Genomic DNA, 18976 nt, shown 5'->3' on the forward strand with positions numbered 1-18976 from the left:
GGCTCCTCAATCGGACTTCAGCTGGCGGCGCAGGTAGAGCCAGGACACCGCGACGACCACCACCGTGAGCACCACCGCGACGGCCGCGCCCGCGCCGTAGCGGGCGAGCGTGAACGTCTCGCGGTACATGGTCAGCGCGAGCGTCTCCGAGGCCGTGCCCGGTCCGCCCTTGCTGAGCAGCCAGACGATGTCGAAGGTCTTCAGGCTGTTGACGACGGAGATGCCGACGACCACCACGGTGATCGGGCGCAGCTGCGGCAGCGTGATGTTCCAGAACAGCCGGACGCCGGTCGCGCCGTCGAGCTTCGCCGCCTCGATCGTCGACGGCGGGATCGCCTGCAGCCCGATCAGGAACAGGATCACGGCCACGCCGGTGCCCTGCCAGGTGCTCGCCACGATCATGACGAGCGTGTTGAGCGGCCACTCCAGCAGCCAGCCCTGCTCCAGACCGCTGAGGCCGAGCGCGGCCAGCGCGGAGTTGAGCGCGCCGTCGTCACGCAGCACGAACATCCAGACGACGGCGGTGGCCGCGCCGGACAGCGCGTAGGGCAGCACCAGGCTGAACCGGGCGACCGCGCCCCAGCGCAGATCGTGCGTGCCGACGGCGATCAGCAGGCCGATCAGCACCGGCAGGGCGAGCGTGCCGGCCACCCACATCAGGGTGTTGACCAGCGTCTGGCCGAAGCCGGCGCTGGTGAACAACGTGACGTAGTTGTCGAAGCCGACGAACGTGCGGGTGAAGCCGTTGTCGGCGAAGAAGCTGCGGTAGGCCGTGTCCAGGAACGGCACGATCATCAGCAGCGCGACGAGCCCGACCGCGGGCGTCAGGAACAGCGCGATCGCCAGCACGGAGCGTGGGCTGCGGCGCGCCGAACCGGTCGCGGGTGTGCTCGCCGGGCGCTCGACCTCGGCGGCGGGGGTCAGCACGCTCATGCTCGCCAGGCCTCCCATTCGGCGTCGGCGCGGTCCTGCATGGTCCGCAGCACCCTGATCCCGTTGTCGACGGTGGGCGTCACCATGAACGCGCTCAGGTCCTGCGCGTTGCCCTCCACCAGTACCGGCGGGGAGGCCTCCCAGTAGCGGATGACCTCGCGGGGGCGGACCCGGGCGACGTCGTGGGCGAAGTCGGCCACGACGCTGCCGGTGGGCAGCGCGGCGGGGTTCGCCGAGGCGTCGCCGAGCTGGTCGACCCAGGCCTGCTGCACGTCGGTGGCGAGCCAATTGTCGGCCACCGCCATCGCCTGCTCGTGCTTGTGCGCGTTGGCCGAGACGCACAGGGCCGCGCTCTCCACCACCACTGCCTGCTCCACCCCTGGATCCACCGGTGGCACCAGGAACATCCCGACGTCCGCGGCGCCGAGCCCGGCCTCGGTGTAGCTGTTGATGTTGAACGTGCCCCCGAGCGTCATGCCGAGCGTGCCGTCGGCGAACATGCCCGGGAAGCCCGACGCGTCGGTGTCCGGCTCGGAGAACAGGCCGTCGGCGTACATCTGCGCCCAGAGCTCCATCGCGGCCGTCGCCGTGTCGTCCAGGTAGCTCGCCCGTCCCGCCGTGACGTCCTCGTAGTAGTCGGGGCTGCGGCCGATCAGCAGCTGGCTGAACCAGACGATCGACTCCCAGGTGGTGGCACCGGTGGCCCCGATCGGCGTGATCCCCGCATCGCGCAGGGTGCCGGCCACCTCCAGCAGCTCGGCGAACGTCGTCGGCACCGACACCCCGGACTCGGCGAACGCGCGGCGGCTGAAGAACATCGGGTAGTAGGTCTTGTAGAGCGGCAGCGCGTAGGGACGGCCGTCGAGGCTGAACGACTCGCGCATCACCGGGTCCACCCAGCCCTGCTCCTGCGCGTGGTCCCACACGGCGGAGAGGTCGGTGACGATGCCGCCGCGCGCGATGTCCTGCAGCCGGTAGCCGTTCCACCACTTGAACAGGTCCGTGGTGGCCTCGGTCTGCGCCGACATCCGCACGATCTGCTGGTAGGTGCTCTGGTTCGGCACCGCCCGCACGGCGAGCCGGGAGCCGGTCCGCTGCTCGAGCACCGCGGACGCCGCGCCGTAGGCGTTCGTCCAGGTGGCCACGTCGTTGTTGAGCGTCAGCACGTTGCCGGGCGCGGGGCGGGTGTAGGTGCCGCGCGCGCAGCCCGTGGCCCAGGCGAGCCCGCCGGCACCGACGAGCCCGAGCAGTGTGCGGCGGGACAGCCGGCGGGAGCGCGGGCTGGGCGGCCGATCGGTCATCGGGGCTCCGGTCGTCGGCGAACGGGATGGAGGGAAGGTATCGGTAACACGCGAGTTGAGCAATAGCCTGCAGCAACCTAAGGTATCCGTATCTCGATCTGCTGTGAGGAGTACGGATGACCGCCCCCGGTTACGACCCGAGCCCGCGCTACCCCGCCGTCGGAGGCCCGGTGAGCACCGGATGGGACGGGCCGGTCGCCGAGCTCCCGTCGGCGCCGCTCACGCTCGCCGTCGACGGCCCGGCCACGCAGGACTGGTCGCGGCTGGCCGCCGACCTGGCCGGGCACCTGCGCGCACGCTTCCCGGGCGTCGAGATCCTCGACGCGGCCGCCCTGTTCGCCCCGTGGGACACCGTCGTCGAGCGCACCACGTCGGCGGAGCTGCCCGACGACCCCGACTTCGCCCGCCTCGCCGAGGGCACCCTCGCCGACCTGATCGACGCACCCGAGCACGCCGGGCCACCGGCAGGCGGCGTGCTCCTGGTCCACGGACCGGGCGCGGCGCTGCTGCCCCACGACGTGCTCTGGTACGCCGACCGGCCCAAGCGCTGCGCCGAGGCCGAGATCACCGGCGGCACCGGGCGCAACCTCGGCCAGCGCACCGGCGCCGGCACCACCCGCAGGCTGTTCTACGTGGACTGGCCGCTGCTCGACCGCCACCGCGACGCGCTGCTGGCACGCGTCGACCGCTTCATCGACGTGCAGGACGCCGCCCGGCCCACGTCCGTCGACGGCGACACCCTGCGCCGCACCGCCACCGACCTGGCCGCCCGCCCGTTCCGCACGCGCCCGTTCTTCAACTCCACGTCGTGGGGCGGGCACTGGGCCCAGCAGGAGCTCGGCGTCAACCCCGACGCGCCCAGCACGGCGCTGGGCTACGAGCTGATCGCGCCGGAGAGCGGCGTGCTGCTCGGGGACGACGCCGAGGCGCAGGTCGAGATCCCGTTCGCGGCGGTGGTGGCGCTGCACCCCGCCGAGGTCCTCGGCGCCGAGGTCCACGCGCGGTTCGGCACCTCGTTCCCGGTGCGCTTCGACTACCTCGACACGGTCGGCGGCGGCAGCCTGTCGGTGCACTGCCACCCGCAGCCGGAGTACATGTCGCAGGTCTTCGGCTGGCCCTACACGCAGCACGAGACCTACTACGTGATGGAGACGAGCGGCGGGCGCTCGATCTACCTCGGCCTGCACGAGGACGTCGACGTGGACGCGTTCCACGCCGAGGCGCACGCCGCGGCGCACGAGGCCGTGCCGTTCGACATCACCGACCACGTCCAGGAGCACCCGGCCACGACCCACCAGCTCTACCTCGTGCCCGCCGGCACCCCGCACGGCAGCGGCGAGGGCAACGTGGTCCTGGAGATCAGCGCCACGCCCTACCTGTACTCGCTGAGGTTCTACGACTGGCTGCGCCGCGACGCCGCGGGCCGGCAGCGGGCCGTGCACGTCGGGCACGCCTTCCGCAACCTCGACACCACCCGTCAGGGCAAGGCCGTGCACGAGCAGCTCATCCAGGACCCCCGGCCCCAGGGCGCAGGCGAGGGGTGGAGCGAGGAGCTGATCGGGGCCCTGCCCGAGATGTTCTTCGAGGTCCGCAGGCTCGCCCTGGACGCGGGCGGGAGCGCCCCCCAGCGGACGGACGGGAGCTTCCACGTGTGGACCGTCGTGGAGGGCGAGTCGGCCGTGTTCTCCGCGGGCGGGCGCACCCACCGCCTGGCCTACGCCGAGACGCTGGTGGTGCCCGCCGCCGTCGGCGACTACCGGGTCGAGGCCGCGGGTCCGACCCGGCTCGTGCAGGCTTTCGTGCCGTGACCGCGGTTCCGGTGCTGGAGATCGGCGGCACCCACGTGTCCGCCGCCCTCCTCGCGCCGCCGTGGGTCGCGGAGCGGGTGCACCGCTCCCCGCTGCGCGCGGACGGGACGAGCGCGCAGATCGTCGAGGACCTGCGGCGCAGCGCCGCCGTGCTCGGTCCGCAGCCGGGCGCGCGGTGGGGCGTCGCGATCCCCGGGCCGTTCGACTACACGGCCGGGATCGGCCGGTTCACCGGGGTCGGCAAGTTCGACTCCCTGCGCGGGTTCGCCCTCGGCGACGTCCTCACCCGCGAGCTGGACGCGGCCGGGATCGTGTTCGTCAACGACGCCCACGCGTTCGGCGTCGGCGAGTGGCGGGCCGGCACCACGCGGGGCCACGACCGCGTGCTCGTGCTGACGCTGGGCACCGGTGTCGGCAGCTGCTTCCTCGACCGCGGCATCCCCGTCGAATCCGGCCCCGACGTCCCGCCCGAGGGCCGGGCCGACCTGCTCACGATCGACGGCGCGCCGCTGGAGGACACGGTCTCGCGGCGGGCGCTGCTCGCCCGCGCCGGCGACGCGCCGGACGTCGACGTGCGCCACCTCGCCGAGCGCGCCCTGGCCGGTGACGCGGCCGCGCAGGTGCTGTTCACCGACGCCTTCACGGCCCTCGGCCACGCCCTGGCGCCCTGGGTCCGGCGGTTCGGGGCCTCCCTCGTGGTCGTGGGCGGGGCGGTCGCGGCATCATGGGACCTGGTGGCCGCCCCGCTGCGCGCGGGCCTGTCCGGCGGCCGGGTCGATCTCCCGGTGGTCCCGGCGTCCTCGGCGCACGCGGGCCTCGTCGGCGCCGCCTGGTGGGCACACCGGTCGGGAGGGGGGACGACGTGACGTCGATGGCGGCCGGCCGGGCACCGACGCCGACGATGCGCGACGTGGCCGCGCACGCCGACGTGAGTCCGATGACGGTGTCGCGCACCCTGCGCGGCGACCCGCGCGTGTCCCCGGAGATGCGTGCCCGCGTGCTCGCCTCGGTCGAGGCCCTGCGCTACCGCCGCAACGACCTGGCCCGCGGCCTGCGCACCGGGCGCTCCAGCGGCCTGCTCGGGCTCGTCGTCACCAACCTGTCCAACCCGTTCTACTCGGAGCTCGCGCTCGGCGTGGAGAGCTTCGCCTCCACCCACGAGATGCGGGTGGTCATCGGCAACACCGGCGGCGACCTCGACCGCGAGCGGCAGCTCGTCGACGACATGGCCTCCCGCCGCGTCGACGGGATCATCGTGGTGCCCGCCGGCAACGACCACACCCACCTCGAACCCGCCGGGCTGCACGGGCTCCCCGTCGTGCTGGCCACCCGCCCGCCGTCCGGCCTGGACGTCGACTGCGTGGTCGTCGACGACTTCGGCGGCAGCCGCCGCGCCACCGCGGCCCTCGTTGCGCAGGGTCACCGCCGGATCGGTTTCCTCGGCCTCGGCCGGTCGCTGTGGACCGGCGCGGAGCGGCTGCGCGGCCACTGCGCCGCGCTCGAGGAGGCAGGCGTCGGTATCGAGGACGCGCTGCTGCGCAGCGTGGCGGCGGACGCGGGCGCCGCCGAGGCCGTCGCGCTGGAGCTGCTGGGCGCCGACGACCCGCCCACGGCGCTGTTCGCGGCGAACAACCGCAACACCGTCGGCGCGTACCGCGCGATCGCCGAGACCGGCTCGAGCGCCGCACTGGCGGGCTTCGACGACGTCCCGCTGGCCGACCTGTTCGCCGCCCCGATCAGCGTGATCACCTACGACACCGGCGAGGTGGGCAGGCGCGCCGCCGAGCTGCTGCTCGACCGCATCGCCGACGAGAACCCACCGTCCCACCCCCGCATGGTGACGATCCCGACGACCCTCAAGGCCTACCGCCCCCTGCGCCCGAGCTGACCGCTCACACACCGACTCCTGCGCCGGCACACCGACTGCAGTCGGTGCGTGAGAGCAGAAGTCGGTGTGCGACCACCGGAACGGCCGTGCGGGGGGCGCCCCGCGCGATCGACCACGCGCGCGGTCTCCGACGCTCACGCACCGACTTCTGCGCCGGCACACCGACTGCAGTCGGTGTGCGAAGGCAGAAGTCGGTGTACGGCCAGCTGGACGGCCTGGGGGTGATCGGCGCGCGCGGCGGCAGCCGAGGCAGATCGTTCCGAGAAGCACCTCGACGCGGCGCCGGCAGCCCTGAGGTACGTCCGGCGGCGATCACACGCAGTTGATCGCGGTCAGGCGTACGGGAGCGTGGTGTCGGCCGCGCTGGGGCACTTCTCGGATCGATCAGCGGACCCGTGGCGGTGCGTCAGCAGCGGCCGCGCTGCCGGATTCGCCCAGTTCACGCCACCGACGTGAGCACCCACACCCCGGCGGATCCGGCCGCGGCTGCGACACTGGGGGCCGTGACCGCTTCGACGTCCAGCGACCTCCAGATCCCCGCCGACCTCAAGCCCGCCGACGGACGCTTCGGCTGCGGGCCGTCCAAGGTCCGGCCGGAGCAGATCACCGCCCTCGCCGGGGCAGGTGCGGCGATCATGGGTACGTCGCACCGCCAGAAGCCGGTGAAGTCGCTGGTCGGACGGGTGCGCACCGGGCTGCGGGAGCTGTTCTCGCTCCCCGAGGGTTACGAGGTCGTGCTCGGCAACGGCGGCTCCACGGCGTTCTGGGACGCCGCGGCGTTCGGCCTCGTCCGCGAGCGCGCGCTGCACCTGACCTACGGCGAGTTCTCCTCGAAGTTCGCCGACTCCACCCGCGGTGCCCCGTTCCTCGCCGACCCGGTCGTGATCTCCTCCGAGCCCGGCACCGCACCGGAGCCGACCACCGACCCGTCCTGCGACGTGTTGGCCTGGGCGCACAACGAGACGTCCACGGGTGTGTCGGTGCCGGTCGTGCGCCCCGAGGGCGCCACCGCCGACCAGCTCGTGCTGATCGACGCCACCTCGGGTGCAGCCGGGCTGCCGGTGGACGTCACCCAGGCCGACGCCTACTACTTCGCCCCGCAGAAGGGCTTCGCCTCCGACGGCGGGCTGTGGGCCGCGCTGATGAGCCCCGCCGCGCTGGAGCGGGTGGCCGAGCTCGCCTCCACCGACCGGTGGATCCCGCCGTTCCTGTCGCTCGCCACGGCCGTCGACAACTCGGGGAAGGACCAGACCTACAACACGCCCGCGCTCGCCACGCTGTACCTGATGGCGGAGCAGATCGACTGGATGCTCGGCCTCGGCGGGCTCGACGCCTGCGTCGCGCGCACGGCCGACTCCTCGGGCCGGCTCTACGCGTGGGCCGAGAAGTCGGAGTTCGCCACCCCGTTCGTCAGCGACCCGGCCCACCGCTCGCAGGTCGTGGGCACGATCGACTTCGCCGACTCGGTCGACGCGGCGGCCGTCGCGAAGACGCTGCGCGCCAACGGCATCGTCGACACCGAGCCGTACCGCAAGCTGGGCCGCAACCAGCTGCGCATCGGGATGTTCCCGGCCGTCGAGCCTTCGGACGTCTCCGCCCTGACGGACTGCATCGACTGGGTCGTCGAGCGCCAGAACTGAAACCCTGTGAGTGGATACGAGTGCTGGAGCACTCGTATCCACTCACAAGGAGTTGCCGCCACTGTTTGCGCTGCGTAGTCACACCAGTAACATCCGCCCCACTCGACCCTGCTGTCGTCGGCGCGCCGCGCCGGGCAGGGGCCAGGTCGGAGGCGCTGTATGACCTCAGGTGCACCCTCGTGGCCCCGGCGCGCCTCCGACGCAGGGCACGATCTGGCAACTACCGTCACCCGGACGGGGAGAACGAGAGCAGGAGGGCCGCTGATGCGGGCGCTGCGGGTCGTCGGGATCACCGAGGGCGGCGGTGAGATCTCCGTCGTCCTCGAGGACCCGGGCCGACGCGAGCGCTTCACCGTGCCCGCCGACGAGCAGTTGCGAGCTGCAGCGCGGGGCGACCTCGCCCGGCTCGGACAGATCGCGATCGAGTTGGAGAGCCAGTTGCGCCCACGTGAGATCCAGGCCCGCATCCGCGCCGGAGCGTCCGTGGACCAGGTCGCGACGGCGGCCGGCGTCCCGCTGCAGAAGATCGAACGATTCGCCTACCCGGTCCTGCTGGAGAGATCCCGCACCGCCGACGTCGCGCAGCGCGCCCACCCCGTGCGCGTCGACGGCCCCGACTCGCGCACGCTCGGCGACGTCGTCGCGCACACCTTCGGCCTGCGCGGCCAGGAGTACGCCGACGCCGAGTGGGATTCCTGGAAGGGCGAGGACGGCAAGTGGATCGTCGCCCTGTCCTGGCGTGCGGGGCGCTCGGACAACCGCGCGCACTGGACGTTCCAGCCCGGCGCCCACGGCGGCACCGTCACCGCGGTCGACGAGCACGCCAGCGACCTCGTCGAAGGGCTGCCCGCGCGTCCGCTGCGCACCGTCGGCCCGGTGATCGACATCGCCCGCACCGAGGACCCCGCACCGGCACCCGCACCGGACGAGGAGCTGCGCGCGGCGGCGTCCGACACGGTGCGCGGCGGCCGGCTCGAGGCGCCGCGCGAGCACACGTCCGAAGCCCGCACCGTGGAGCGCAGCGCCCCTCGCACCTCGCCGGAGCCGCGCAGGTCCATGCCGCCCGTGCAGCGCCAGGCCCCGGTCGAGCCGCAGCGCCCCGAGCGCGCGCGCACCGACGCTCCGCCCGCCCGGCGGCCGGAGCGCGAAGCACCGGCCGTCGAGGAACCCGTCGACGACTCCCCGATCAGCGACAGCCCGGACGGCGACGCCCCGACCTCCCGTCAGGAGTCGCAGCGCCCGCCGGCCGGCACCCCCGAACCGGCCGACCGCACGGAGCGCCGCCGTCCCGAACCGGTCGAGCCGCCCGCCGAGGCGCCGGTCACCGAGCCACCGGCCACCGAGCAGCCTGCCGCCACGGCGGAGCCCGCGGAGGCGCCGGTCACCGAGCCGCCCCCGGCGAAAGCCGAGCCTGCGGCAAAGGCAGAGCCCGCAGCAAAAGCAGAGCCCGCAACCACGGCAGGACCGGCCACGGATACGGAGGACACCGCGAAGCCCGCCGCGGCGGCCTCGCAGCCCGCGGCGAACCGCCGGACCAAGAAGGGCAAGCCGGTCATGCCGTCCTGGGACGAGGTCCTGCTCGGGGTGCGCGGCCAGCGCTGAGCCACCGCTGCCGTCTGATCGCGGGCCGCGTTCCACGCCGCCTGCGAGCACAACGGCCGGCAGCAAGGTCCGCGCAGCGCCGGCTACACCGCACGCGGGGGTTGCGATCCGCGTTGATCGTTGCGAGATCCACGGATGCGCCCCGCCGAGGGCGTTCACCTCGATCTCGAATCGATCGATCATTGCGAGGTCGAGCTGTTCGCCCTGCGAGGGACGATCCGGTGGATCTCGGAAAGATCTTGCTGATCGGGTCGGCTCCGATCGGTACTAACCGAGCAGCCCGAGCAGCAGCACGACCCAGGCCGCCGCGAGGCCCACCGCGGCGCCCGCCGCGGGCCAGCGCCAGAAGGGCACCTGCCGCAGCAGGTGCAGCGACGGGGTCAGCCCGAGCGCCACGAGCACGTTCGCCGGCACCCAGAGCAGCCCGAACGCGTCGGCGAAGGCCCGGCTCAACGCGATGTCGCCGATCGCGACGAGCACGGCCGTGAACGCGGAGACGGCGAGCCCGGTGGCCCACGGGGTGGGGCCCGGCGGATCGGGGTCGATGCGCGGGATCGGCCCGCTCGGTGCGGCCGGAACGGACTCCACACGCCCCGTGACGGGGTCGGTGTACGCGACGGGCCGGCCGAGCGTGTCGGCCACCCGGACGGCCAGCTGCCGGCCGCGACGCTGCAGGAGGTCGCGTTCGGTGGGACCGCCGGCGGAGACCGTGACGGCGAACGCCGCCCATTCGCGCAGCGCGTCCTCGAGATCGGACGGCAGCGGAGGATCACCCGCTCGGCGCTCGCCGAGCAGGACCCGTCCCCCCGAGGCGAGCTCCACGTCACCAGCCTAGGTCGTCGCTCCCCCTTCCGGGTGCCGGTGCGAGCGCGTGGAAGGCCACCGCCGCCGCGGTGGCGACGTTGAGTGAGTCCACGCCGGTGGCCATCGGGATCCGCATCCGCGCGTCCGCGGCGTCGAGCGCATCGGGTGTGAGGCCCGGACCCTCGGCTCCCAGCAGGAGCGCCGTCCCGGCCCCGGTGGTGCCGACCGCGAGCGGCTGCGCATCCGCGGCCGGTGTGAGCGCGACGATGCGCAGGCCAGCGGCGCGCAGCACGTCCAACGACGCAGGCCACGGGCCCGGCAGCTCGGCGAAGGGCACCCGCAGCACGTGGCCCATGGACACGCGGACGCTGCGCCGGTACAGCGGATCGGAGCAGCGGGGCCCGAGCAGCACCGCGTCCACGCCGAGGGCCGCGGCGTTGCGGAAGAGCGCGCCCAGGTTCTCGTGGTCGTTGACGCCCTCCAGCACGGCCACGAGCCGCGCGTCGCGCACGATCGTCGAGATCTCGGGCTGCGCGGCCCGGTCGGCCACCGCCAGCACGCCGCGGTTGAGGTGGAACCCCACCACCGCGGCCATCGTCTCGGCGTCCGTGGCGTAGGCCGGGACGTCCACGCCGGTCAGGTCGTCGGCGAGCTCGTCGAACCGGCGCGGCACGCCCAGCAGGGAGCGCACCGGGTAGGGCGACGCGAGCAGCCGCCGCACCACGACGACACCCTCGGCGATCACGAGGCCGCGACCGCCCGGCCGGTCCGGGCGGCGATCGGCCGTGGTCAGGTCGCGGAAGTCGGTCACGCGCGGATCGGCCGGGTCGTCGACGGGGGTGATGGTGGCCACGACGGAACATCGTCGCAGGCCACGCCGACGCTCCGACGGCGGTCATCCGGTCGGCCGTAGCGAAGGGATCACCACCCGTGCCACGGTGGACAGCCCGCGCGTGAGCGGCCGCCGCCGCGGCCGACCTCGCGAGCATCGAGACGACTCCGGGTTCACCCGGGGGCCGGGAGGCAGCGCACGCATGGGCCAGGACGTCGACCGGCGGACGTTCAGTCGACGCGATCGCCAGCGCTACCGCGCAAAGGTGCAGCGCTGTCTCGACGCTCTCGCCGTCATGCTGCGCGAACACCCGTTCGCGCACGACGAACCGATGACCGGCCTCGAGGTGGAGCTCAACCTCGTGGACCACGACCTGGCGCCGTCCCTCGCGGGAGCCGAGGTGCTCGAGGCGATCGGCGCCCCCCAGTTCCAGTCCGAGCTCGGGCGCTGGAACCTGGAGCTCAACCTGCCGCCCCGCCCGCTGCCCGGCGACCAGTGGCAGCACCTGGAGCGCCAGCTCGTCGACGAGCTCGCCGTCGCCCGGTCCAGCGCCGTGGACTGCGGGGCGCAGCTGGCCGTCATCGGCATCCTGCCGACGTTGCAACGCCACGACCTCGTCGCCGGGGCGCTGTCGGGCGACCCCCGCTACGAGACGCTCAACGAGCAGATGCTGGGCGCCCGCGGCGAACCCATCCGGCTCGACATCGCCGGCGACGACCCGTCGGGGCGACACGGCGTCGAGCCCGAACACCTGACGGCCGACTTCGACTCCATCGCACCCGAGGCCGCCTGCACCTCGATGCAGCTGCACCTGCAGGTCCACCCGGATTCGTTCGCCGGCTACTGGAACGCCGCGCAGTGCCTCGCGGGCGTGCAGCTGGCCGTCGGTGCGAACTCGCCGTTCCTGCTCGGCTCCCGGCTGTGGGCCGAGACCCGCATCCCGCTGTTCGAGCAGTCCTGCGACGTGCGCACCCCCGAGCTGCGCAACCAGGGCGTGCGGCCGCGGGTGTGGTTCGGGGAGCGCTGGATCACCTCGGTGCTCGACCTGTTCTCCGAGAACGGCCGCTACTTCCCGGCCCTCATGCCCCACACCGACGACGACAGCGACCCGATGGCGGACCTGGAGGCGGGGAACGTCCCCGGCCTGGACGAGCTGCGCCTGCACAACGGCACGATCTGGCGCTGGAACCGCCCGGTGTACGACGTCGCCGACGGCGTGCCACACGTCCGGGTGGAGAACCGCGTGCTGCCCGCCGGGCCCACGGTCGTCGACATGGTCGCCAACGCGCTGTTCTTCTACGGGCTGCTGCGCACGCTCGTCGAGGCGGACCGCCCGTTGTGGAGCATGATGTCGTTCGAGGCCGCCGAGGAGAACTTCACCACCGCGGCGCGCCACGGCCTGGAAGGGCCGCTGTACTGGCCGGGTAGCGGCTGGATCCGGCCCGACGAGCTGGTGCTGCGCAAGCTGCTCCCGCAGGCGGCCGACGGGCTCGCGCGCTGGGGTGTCGAGTCCGACGTCACCGACCGGTTCCTGTCGATCATCGAGCAGCGCTGCGTCGCCCGTCGCACCGGCGCTTCGTGGCAGCTCGACTCGGTGGCGGCGCTCGAGACGGCGGGCGCCGACCGGCGCACGGCCCTGCACGGGATGCTCGAGCGCTACCTGGAGCACTCGGCGGCGAACGAGCCGGTGCACACCTGGCCACTACCCGGCTGACCTGCCCCGGGCCCCCTCCGAACGTTCACTATCGCAAACCGTTTCGCCGTTCCGCCCCACGGCGACGTCGGGCGCTCCTACCGTCGTGCGCGCACCGACCGGCAGCACCGGCGACCTCCGGAGAACCCCGAGCCCGCAGCCCACCTGCGGGCCGACCCGGCGCGCCCGACAGAGGGGGAACGATGCCCGCAGCCCGCACACCGGACCGCAGCGCTGCCCCGGCGCTCGCGCACCGGTGACCACCGTGGCCCGGTTCCGGCTCTTCGGACGCGCCCCGCAGACACCTCCCGCGGAACAGGCCGATCCGGCCTCCGCACCCCCCTCGCTCCCGCCCTACCCGTCCACGGGGCAGCCGCCACCGGTGGGCGCCGGCGTCGCGTGGCCGGCACCCGGCGGGCCCGCCACGCAGGCTGCCCGGCCCGCCTTCCCGGCGCCGGTCGCCGACGAGCCCGCCACCGACCCGTACGGCTTTCCCCCCACACCGGCCCGGCCCGCGTGGCCGGCACGGGTGCCACCGGCACCTGACCCGGCGGACGCCGCCGCGCTGGCCGGGGCGTTCGCCGTCGACTACCTGTCCTGGGACGAGGACGACCCGGCACGCCGCGGGCGGGTCCTGCACGGCTACCTGGCCGTCGCGGGGAGCGACCCGGCCCGCATCGGGTGGACCGGGCGCGGGCGGCAACGTGCCGACTTCGCGCTGCCCGGCAGCGTCCGCGCCGACGGCGACGGGCGCGTGCTCGTGGACGTCCGCGTGCGGGTCACGCCCTACCGCTCGGTGGGCGAGCACGACGCGCACGATCCGGGCCGGGAGCCCGAGCACCCGCCCGTGGGTGTCCCCTCCGTCGCCCCGGCGCCCACGGGCCGTGGCTGGCGCAGCGTCGCCGCCTGCTGGGTGCGCCTCAGCGTGCCCGTGGTGCTGGAAGGCGGGCGGCTCGCGATCGACGCGTGGGAGGAGACCCTCGACGCGCAGGAGCCACCGCGGCCCGACGACGAACCCGACGACCACACGCTCGCCGAGGACGACCCGCTCGCCGAGCACCCGGGAGGTGCGTGGTGAGCCCGGTGCGCCGCCCGGTGATCGTCGGCCTGGCCCGGGGCATCGGCACCAGCACGCTGGCGGCGGCGCTGCACGCCACCGACGGCGCGCTGCTCCGCCCGGGCACAGCGGTCGAGGCGGACGTCCTGCTCTGCCCGGCCGACGCGGTGTCGCTGCGCAACGCCGCGGCGCTGGCCTGCGCGCCCTCCGGGCCGCGTCCGGTCCTGGTGCTCGCCGGGACCCCCGGCCCGCCCGTCGCGCCGCCGCGGGCGGTCCACGGGCTCACCGCCGTGCTGGCGCTCCCGCACCTCGCGCGGTGGACCGGCAGGGCCGACGCGCGCGGCTCCGCCGGGGCGGTGCTCGCGTTCCCGCCCGAGACGCTGCCCGGCGACGTCGCCTCCTACGCCGCCGCCCTGCGCGATCTCGTGGAGGCCCTCACCGAATCCGGGCTGCTCCGACGCAGGACCCCGCCGCCGGTCAGCCGGCCCGTCGCGGGCGGCCTGCGCCGCGGGCTGCAGCCGTCCGCCCGGCCCGTGGCGTGCTCGTCCACGTCCTCGTCCACGACGCCCTCGACGGCCGCGACACCGATCGTCACCCCGCCGCTCACCAGGCCGCCGCTCACGCCGGCACGGACCACCACGGCGCCCGCCCCGGCGTGGGCCTTCCCCGGTCCCGAGCCCGACGACGACACCCTCGAAGCCGGGCCCCCGCCCCTCCCGGCGGGGCGGGCGGGGTGAGCGGTGACACGCACGACCAGGAGGCGCAGGCCGCTCGCCACCGCATTCGCCGCCCTGGCGGCGGTGCTGCTCATGGGCGCCGCGCCCGCCGACCCGCCGGCCTCCGACCCCGTGTCCGGGGTGGCCACCGACGCCGTCCCCGCGCCGGCCCGCGACGCCCTCCCGCTGATCACCGAGCTCACCGCCACTCACTGTCCGGAGCTGCCACCGGTGTGGGTCGTGGCGCAGGTGCAGGCCGAGTCCGGCTGGGACGCGGCGCTCGCCTCGTCGCGTGCGGGCGGGCCGGCCGGGCTCTACCAGTTCAGCGGGCAGAACTGGGAGGCCGCGGGCGGGCACCCGTGGACGTCCGACCCCCCCGAGGAGGACGCCGAGGTCCTGTCCGCCGAGGCGCACCTGCGGGTGGCGGTGCCCTGGGTCTGCGCGAACCTGCGAGCGGTCACCGCGCACCTTCAGGCCACCGGGAAGGCCACCGCCCCGCTCGACGCGATGCTCGTCTGCCACATCGCCGGATGCGGCCGGGTCACCGGCAGCGAGACCGGCATCCCGCAGGCGGGGGAGGCGGGCTGTGGGGAGCGCTGCGCGCAGGTCGTCGCCCGCTACGTCGCCGCGGTGCACGCCAACCTCGAACGCTTCAGCGCGCCGGAACCGGCGACGAAGGAACCGGCGACGCTCGCCGCACCCACGCCGTGGACCGGCGGCGCCACCGGCTGCAAGTCGCCCGACCCCACCGGCGACGGCTGCCTCACCGGAGCCACCCGGCACGGACTGGAGGCCGCGGAGGCGGCGTTCGGCAGCGTCTCGGACGGTCCGGTGATCCGCTCCGCCGGCTGCTGGGACGAGCACGCCTGGAACCCGCGCAGCGACCACTCGCGCGGGCGGGCCTGCGACCTGTTCCCCACCGAGCCGGGCACCTTCGCGGAGGGCACCGACCTGGAGTCCGGCTGGCAGGTGGCCAACTGGTTCCGCAGCAACGCGGAGCCGTTGCACGTCAAGTACCTGATCTGGCAGGGCCGCTACTGGGCGCCGGACGTGGAGGACCGGGGCGAGGGCTGGGGCAAGCGGTACAGCGGCGGCGGGGTCTACGACGTCCGCGACCCCACCGGCGGCCACTTCGACCACGTGCACATCAGCTTCCGGGAGTGACACCGTGACCCGACAGACCCGGATCTCCCTGCTCGCCGCCCTCGCCACCGCGGCGGTTGCCGTGCTCGTGTTCTCCCTGGTCGGTGGCGCCACGAGCGCCACCCCGCCGTCCGGTGACCCGCCGCCCGGGGCGACGATCGGGGAGGAGGACCGGCGCGCCGTGGACGCCGCGCCGGTGCAGCGCGGAGCGCCTGCTCCGCCGGCCGATCCCACGGTCGACCCGACCGATCCGGACGCGGTCGCGCGCGCCTACCTCGCGGCCGCCCACTCGAGCACCCCGGACGACGCCGGGCGCACCTCGCTGCGGGGCTCCGCGTACGCGGTGCCGGGAAGCCCGCCGGCCACGGTCGGCGTGGTCGTCGTCGACCCGCCGCCTCCGGGCCAGGAACGCACCGCCACCGTCACGGCGCTGGCACTCGTCACCGCCGACCCCGGTGACCGCAGACGCGCCTACCGGGCCGAGGTCGGCACCGCCACGGGGCCGCCGGGAGGCACCGCGGTCGTCGACCTCGTCACCCGGCACGTGGTGCTCGCCCGCTGGCCCGACGGCCGCTGGCTGGTGGCCGCCGACTCCCCCGCCACGCCCGACCTCCTCGCCGGGGAGGACTGACGTGAGCTTCGAGGAGATCGAGGAGCTGATCCGCAAGTACCTGGCCGCAGGCATCGCGGTCGTCGTGGTCGTCGTCGCGCCGGGCACCGCGGCCCCGGGCGGCGCTCCACCGGAACCGTCGGTGAGCGTCGTCGAGCCCGAACGGGCCGGCACGGGATCCGGCACGGGGCCCGACACGGACCGGGAGCCGGCCGATCCCGTGCCCGACGACCCGCAGGCGCCTCCCGGCGAGCGCACAGGAGCCGACGGGCGCGACCCCGGGAGCGCGGACGCGGGAAGCGAGGAGGGGGACGAGGATCGCGCCGAGCCTGGGGACACGGGGCGCGGCAGCGGCGACGACGCCCGCTCCGGGGCGCAGGAACCGGCGGCAGCGGCGGAGGACTCGGGCAGCGAGGGCACCACGGCCGCGGCCGTCCACGGCTGGGGCACGCCGAACCGCGAGGACGACTTCACCGGCGGCACCGAGCAGTGGGACATCTACGACGGCCCCGGTCACGCGGGCGAGGGCACGCGCTCACCGTCGGCCGTCACCGTCCAGGACGGGATCCTGACCATCACGGGAGACTCCGCCGGCACCACGGCGGGGATGGCCTGGAACCCGGGGCAGAAGTACGGGCGGTGGGAGGGGCGGGTGCGCGCGCCCGCGTCCGACCCCTCCTACAACGCGCTGCTGCTGCTCTGGCCCGACGCGGAGGACTTCCCGGTGGGAGGCGAGATCGACTTCATGGAGATGCTCGACCACACGCGGCAGGCCACCGACATCTTCATCCACTACGGGGAGGACAACTCGCAGGTCAACGGGCAGGTGGAGGTCGACGGCACCGAGTGGCACAACTGGGCGGTGGAGTGGACACCGGAGGCGATCACGGCGTACGTGGACGGCGAGGAGTGGTACCGCAGCACCGACACCAGCATCTTCCCGCCCGGCCCGATGCACCTGTGCATCCAGCTCGACTGGTTCCCCGAGGGCGACACCCCGCAGGAATCGACCATGCACGTCGACTGGGTGCGCCAGTACGCGGTGGAGGGCTCCTGATACGGCTGTGGGGCCCGGCCTGACGGCCGAGCCCCACAGCTTTCCCGAACTGACGCGCCGCTCCCACCACGAAGCGACGAGCTGAGGTTAGCCTACCCTCTCCTGTTCGCGCAACCCCCGGATCATGCGCCGCCGAACAACGCCTGCAGCGGGCCCACCGCGAAGTAGCCGACGAACGCCGCCGCGACCACCCACATCAGCGGGTGCACGGTGCGTGCGCGGCCGGTGGCCACCGAGAGTGCCACGTACGAGATGAAGCCGGCGCCGATCCCGTTGGCGATCGAGTAGGTGAAGGGCATGACCACGATCGTCAGGAAGGCCGGCAGCGCCACCCGGAACTCGGAGAAGTCGATCTCGGTGACCTGCCGGACCAGCAGGGCGCCGACGATCACCAGCGCCGGTGCGGCCGCCTCGATCGGGACCACGGCGTAGAGCGGGGTGAAGAACATCGCGAGCAGGAACAGCGCGCCCGTGAGCACGTTGGCGAGGCCGGTCCGCGCGCCCTCGGCGATCCCGGAAGCGGACTCGACGTACACCGTGTTCGAGGAGGACGACGCCAGCCCACCCGCCACCGCGCCCGCCGCGTCCACCACCAGCGCGGGCCCGATCTTGGGCAGCTGCCCGTCCTCGCGGATGAAGCCGGCCTGGCGGCCGAGCCCGGTGACCGTGCCCATCGTGTCGAAGAAGTCGGCGAGCACCAGGCTGAAGATCAGCAGCAGCACGGTGAGCAGGTCGACGTGGGCGAAGGCGCCGAAGGACACGGCACCCACGAGCGAGAGGTCCGGCAGCCCGACGACGCTGTCCGGCAGTGCGGGCACCGAGAGCGCCCACCCGCGCGGGTTGGTGCCTGCCGAGGGCCCCACCGCGACGATGGCCTCGACGACGACGGCGATCACCGTGGTGACGGCCACGCCGATCAGCAGGCCCGCCCGCACCCCGCGCGCCACCAGCATCCCGGTGAGCAGCAGCCCCACCACGAACACGAACGTCGGCCAGGAGGCGATCGAGTTGCCGATGCCCAGCCCGACGGGCACCGTCGTGCCTGCGGCGTCGGCGATGCGGCGCACGAACCCCGCGTCGACGAACCCGATGAACGCGATGAACAGCCCGATCCCCACCGCGATCGCGGCCTTGAGCGGGGCGGGCACCACGTTGAACACCGCTGTGCGGAAGCCCGACGCCGCGAGCGCGACGACCACCAGCCCGTTGACGACGACCAGCCCCATCGCCTCCGGCCAGCTCATCAGCGGCGCCAGGGTGAACGCCACGAGCGCGTTGATCCCCAACCCCGTCGCGATCGCGAACGGGTAGTTCACGATCAGGCCGAACAGCAGCGTCATGACGCCGGCGACGAGCGCCGTGACGGCCGCGACCTGCGGTACGGCGAGGACGTTGCCCAGCGCGTCCGGCTTGGCGCCGGGTCCGTCGGGCGAGACGCTGCCGAGGACCAGCGGGTTGAGCACGACGATGTAGGCCATCGTCACGAACGTCACGAGGCCGCCACGCAGCTCACGACCGATGGTGGAGCCGCGTTCGGACACGCGGAAGAGGCGCTCGATCACGCGCACAAGCTAAGGCACACCCGGCGCGACGGCACGTACGCTGGCCCGGTGGTCGCGCCCCCGCCCCTGCCGCCCCGGCTCACCCAGGTGCGCACGGTGGTGCTCGTGGGCACGACCCTGTGGCTGCTCGCGGCCGCCGCGCTGCTCGTCGCGGCGTGGGCGGGCCTGCGTCCCCTGGACATCTGGTTCACCACCTGCCTGGCGGGCGCACTGCTCGGCGGGATCGGCTGGGCGATCTTCACTTGGCAGCGGGCAGCAGCCCGCCGAGGCAGCCGCACGGCCCAGCAAGGCCTGGAGTAGGGCCGCGACACGTGCGCACGCAGACCCCGA

17 protein-coding genes are annotated in these 18976 nt (G+C 74.2%); 12 read left to right on the forward strand and 5 right to left on the reverse strand.

Annotated elements, in window-relative coordinates:
- Positions 1 to 6: 6 nt before the first annotated feature.
- Positions 7 to 933: a carbohydrate ABC transporter permease gene (locus tag CFP66_RS06175; RefSeq protein ID WP_094921629.1), complete on the reverse strand. Its 927-nt coding sequence runs from the start codon at positions 931 to 933 to the stop codon at positions 7 to 9.
- On the reverse strand, positions 930 to 2234 hold the full coding sequence (locus tag CFP66_RS06180) for an ABC transporter substrate-binding protein (protein ID WP_094920974.1): 1305 nt from the start codon (positions 2232 to 2234) through the stop codon (positions 930 to 932). The genes CFP66_RS06175 and CFP66_RS06180 overlap by 4 nt, the downstream gene beginning before the upstream one ends.
- A 116-nt stretch (positions 2235 to 2350) precedes the next feature.
- Between CFP66_RS06180 and CFP66_RS48450 the strand changes: the two genes are divergently transcribed.
- The 5 genes from CFP66_RS48450 to sepH all read left to right on the forward strand — a co-directional run bounded on the left by CFP66_RS48450 (position 2351) and on the right by sepH (position 9172).
- Positions 2351 to 4042 carry a class I mannose-6-phosphate isomerase gene (locus tag CFP66_RS48450; protein ID WP_094920975.1) on the forward strand — a complete coding sequence of 564 codons (1692 nt, stop codon included), beginning with the start codon at positions 2351 to 2353 and terminating at the stop codon, positions 4040 to 4042.
- The gene (locus CFP66_RS48455; protein WP_094920976.1) at positions 4039 to 4908 is read left to right on the forward strand and encodes an ROK family protein; all 870 of its coding nucleotides are present in this window, start codon (positions 4039 to 4041) and stop codon (positions 4906 to 4908) included. The genes CFP66_RS48450 and CFP66_RS48455 overlap by 4 nt, the downstream gene beginning before the upstream one ends.
- 5 nt (positions 4909 to 4913) lie before the next feature.
- Positions 4914 to 5930 carry a LacI family DNA-binding transcriptional regulator gene (locus CFP66_RS06195; RefSeq protein WP_094921631.1) on the forward strand — a complete coding sequence of 339 codons (1017 nt, stop codon included), beginning with the start codon at positions 4914 to 4916 and terminating at the stop codon, positions 5928 to 5930.
- A 503-nt stretch (positions 5931 to 6433) separates the two neighbouring features.
- Positions 6434 to 7570, forward strand: coding sequence for a phosphoserine transaminase (serC, locus tag CFP66_RS06200; protein ID WP_094921632.1), 1137 nt, complete (start codon positions 6434 to 6436; stop codon positions 7568 to 7570).
- Between the two features lie 264 nt (positions 7571 to 7834).
- A complete protein-coding gene (gene sepH, locus CFP66_RS49865; protein WP_094920978.1) occupies positions 7835 to 9172 on the forward strand; it encodes a septation protein SepH in 1338 nt (445 codons plus the stop codon).
- A 267-nt stretch (positions 9173 to 9439) separates the two neighbouring features.
- On the opposite strand, the gene CFP66_RS06210 is transcribed toward sepH, so the two are convergent.
- Together CFP66_RS06210 and CFP66_RS06215 are read right to left on the reverse strand one after the other, a co-directional pair.
- The gene (locus CFP66_RS06210) at positions 9440 to 9994 is read right to left on the reverse strand and encodes a DUF2537 domain-containing protein (RefSeq protein ID WP_094920979.1); all 555 of its coding nucleotides are present in this window, start codon (positions 9992 to 9994) and stop codon (positions 9440 to 9442) included.
- Position 9995: 1 nt separating this feature from the next.
- Positions 9996 to 10829 (reverse strand): RNA methyltransferase, encoded by an 834-nt coding sequence (locus CFP66_RS06215; protein ID WP_094920981.1) that lies wholly within the window; start codon positions 10827 to 10829, stop codon positions 9996 to 9998.
- A gap of 181 nt (positions 10830 to 11010) precedes the next feature.
- Here CFP66_RS06215 and CFP66_RS06220 point away from each other — a divergent pair, with 181 nt between their 5' ends.
- The 6 genes from CFP66_RS06220 to CFP66_RS06245 all read left to right on the forward strand — a co-directional run bounded on the left by CFP66_RS06220 (position 11011) and on the right by CFP66_RS06245 (position 17084).
- Entirely contained in the window at positions 11011 to 12522 is a 1512-nt protein-coding gene (locus CFP66_RS06220) for a glutamate--cysteine ligase (RefSeq protein WP_094920982.1), read from the forward strand.
- A gap of 235 nt (positions 12523 to 12757) precedes the next feature.
- The gene (locus tag CFP66_RS06225; protein WP_094920984.1) at positions 12758 to 13579 is read left to right on the forward strand and encodes a hypothetical protein; all 822 of its coding nucleotides are present in this window, start codon (positions 12758 to 12760) and stop codon (positions 13577 to 13579) included.
- Positions 13576 to 14295: a hypothetical protein gene (locus tag CFP66_RS06230; RefSeq protein ID WP_143517131.1), complete on the forward strand. Its 720-nt coding sequence runs from the start codon at positions 13576 to 13578 to the stop codon at positions 14293 to 14295. Before CFP66_RS06225 ends, CFP66_RS06230 begins: the two co-directional genes overlap by 4 nt.
- Before the next feature lie 3 nt (positions 14296 to 14298).
- Positions 14299 to 15438: a hypothetical protein gene (locus CFP66_RS47825; protein ID WP_094920987.1), complete on the forward strand. Its 1140-nt coding sequence runs from the start codon at positions 14299 to 14301 to the stop codon at positions 15436 to 15438.
- A gap of 4 nt (positions 15439 to 15442) precedes the next feature.
- Complete coding sequence (locus tag CFP66_RS06240) at positions 15443 to 16048, forward strand: hypothetical protein (protein ID WP_094920988.1); 606 nt, start codon at positions 15443 to 15445, stop codon at positions 16046 to 16048.
- Position 16049: 1 nt separating this feature from the next.
- Complete coding sequence (locus CFP66_RS06245) at positions 16050 to 17084, forward strand: glycoside hydrolase family 16 protein (protein WP_094920990.1); 1035 nt, start codon at positions 16050 to 16052, stop codon at positions 17082 to 17084.
- Between the two features lie 122 nt (positions 17085 to 17206).
- Here the strand turns inward: CFP66_RS06245 and CFP66_RS06250 are convergent, their stop codons facing one another.
- Complete coding sequence (locus tag CFP66_RS06250) at positions 17207 to 18646, reverse strand: NCS2 family permease (RefSeq protein WP_094921634.1); 1440 nt, start codon at positions 18644 to 18646, stop codon at positions 17207 to 17209.
- Between the two features lie 48 nt (positions 18647 to 18694).
- On the opposite strand from CFP66_RS06250, the gene CFP66_RS06255 reads away from it, so the two are divergent.
- Positions 18695 to 18946 carry a DUF2530 domain-containing protein gene (locus CFP66_RS06255; protein WP_094920992.1) on the forward strand — a complete coding sequence of 84 codons (252 nt, stop codon included), beginning with the start codon at positions 18695 to 18697 and terminating at the stop codon, positions 18944 to 18946.
- Positions 18947 to 18976 lie beyond the last annotated feature (30 nt).

It is taken from the genome of Pseudonocardia sp. MH-G8 (assembly GCF_002262885.1).
Classification (GTDB): Bacteria; Actinomycetota; Actinomycetes; order Mycobacteriales; family Pseudonocardiaceae; genus Pseudonocardia.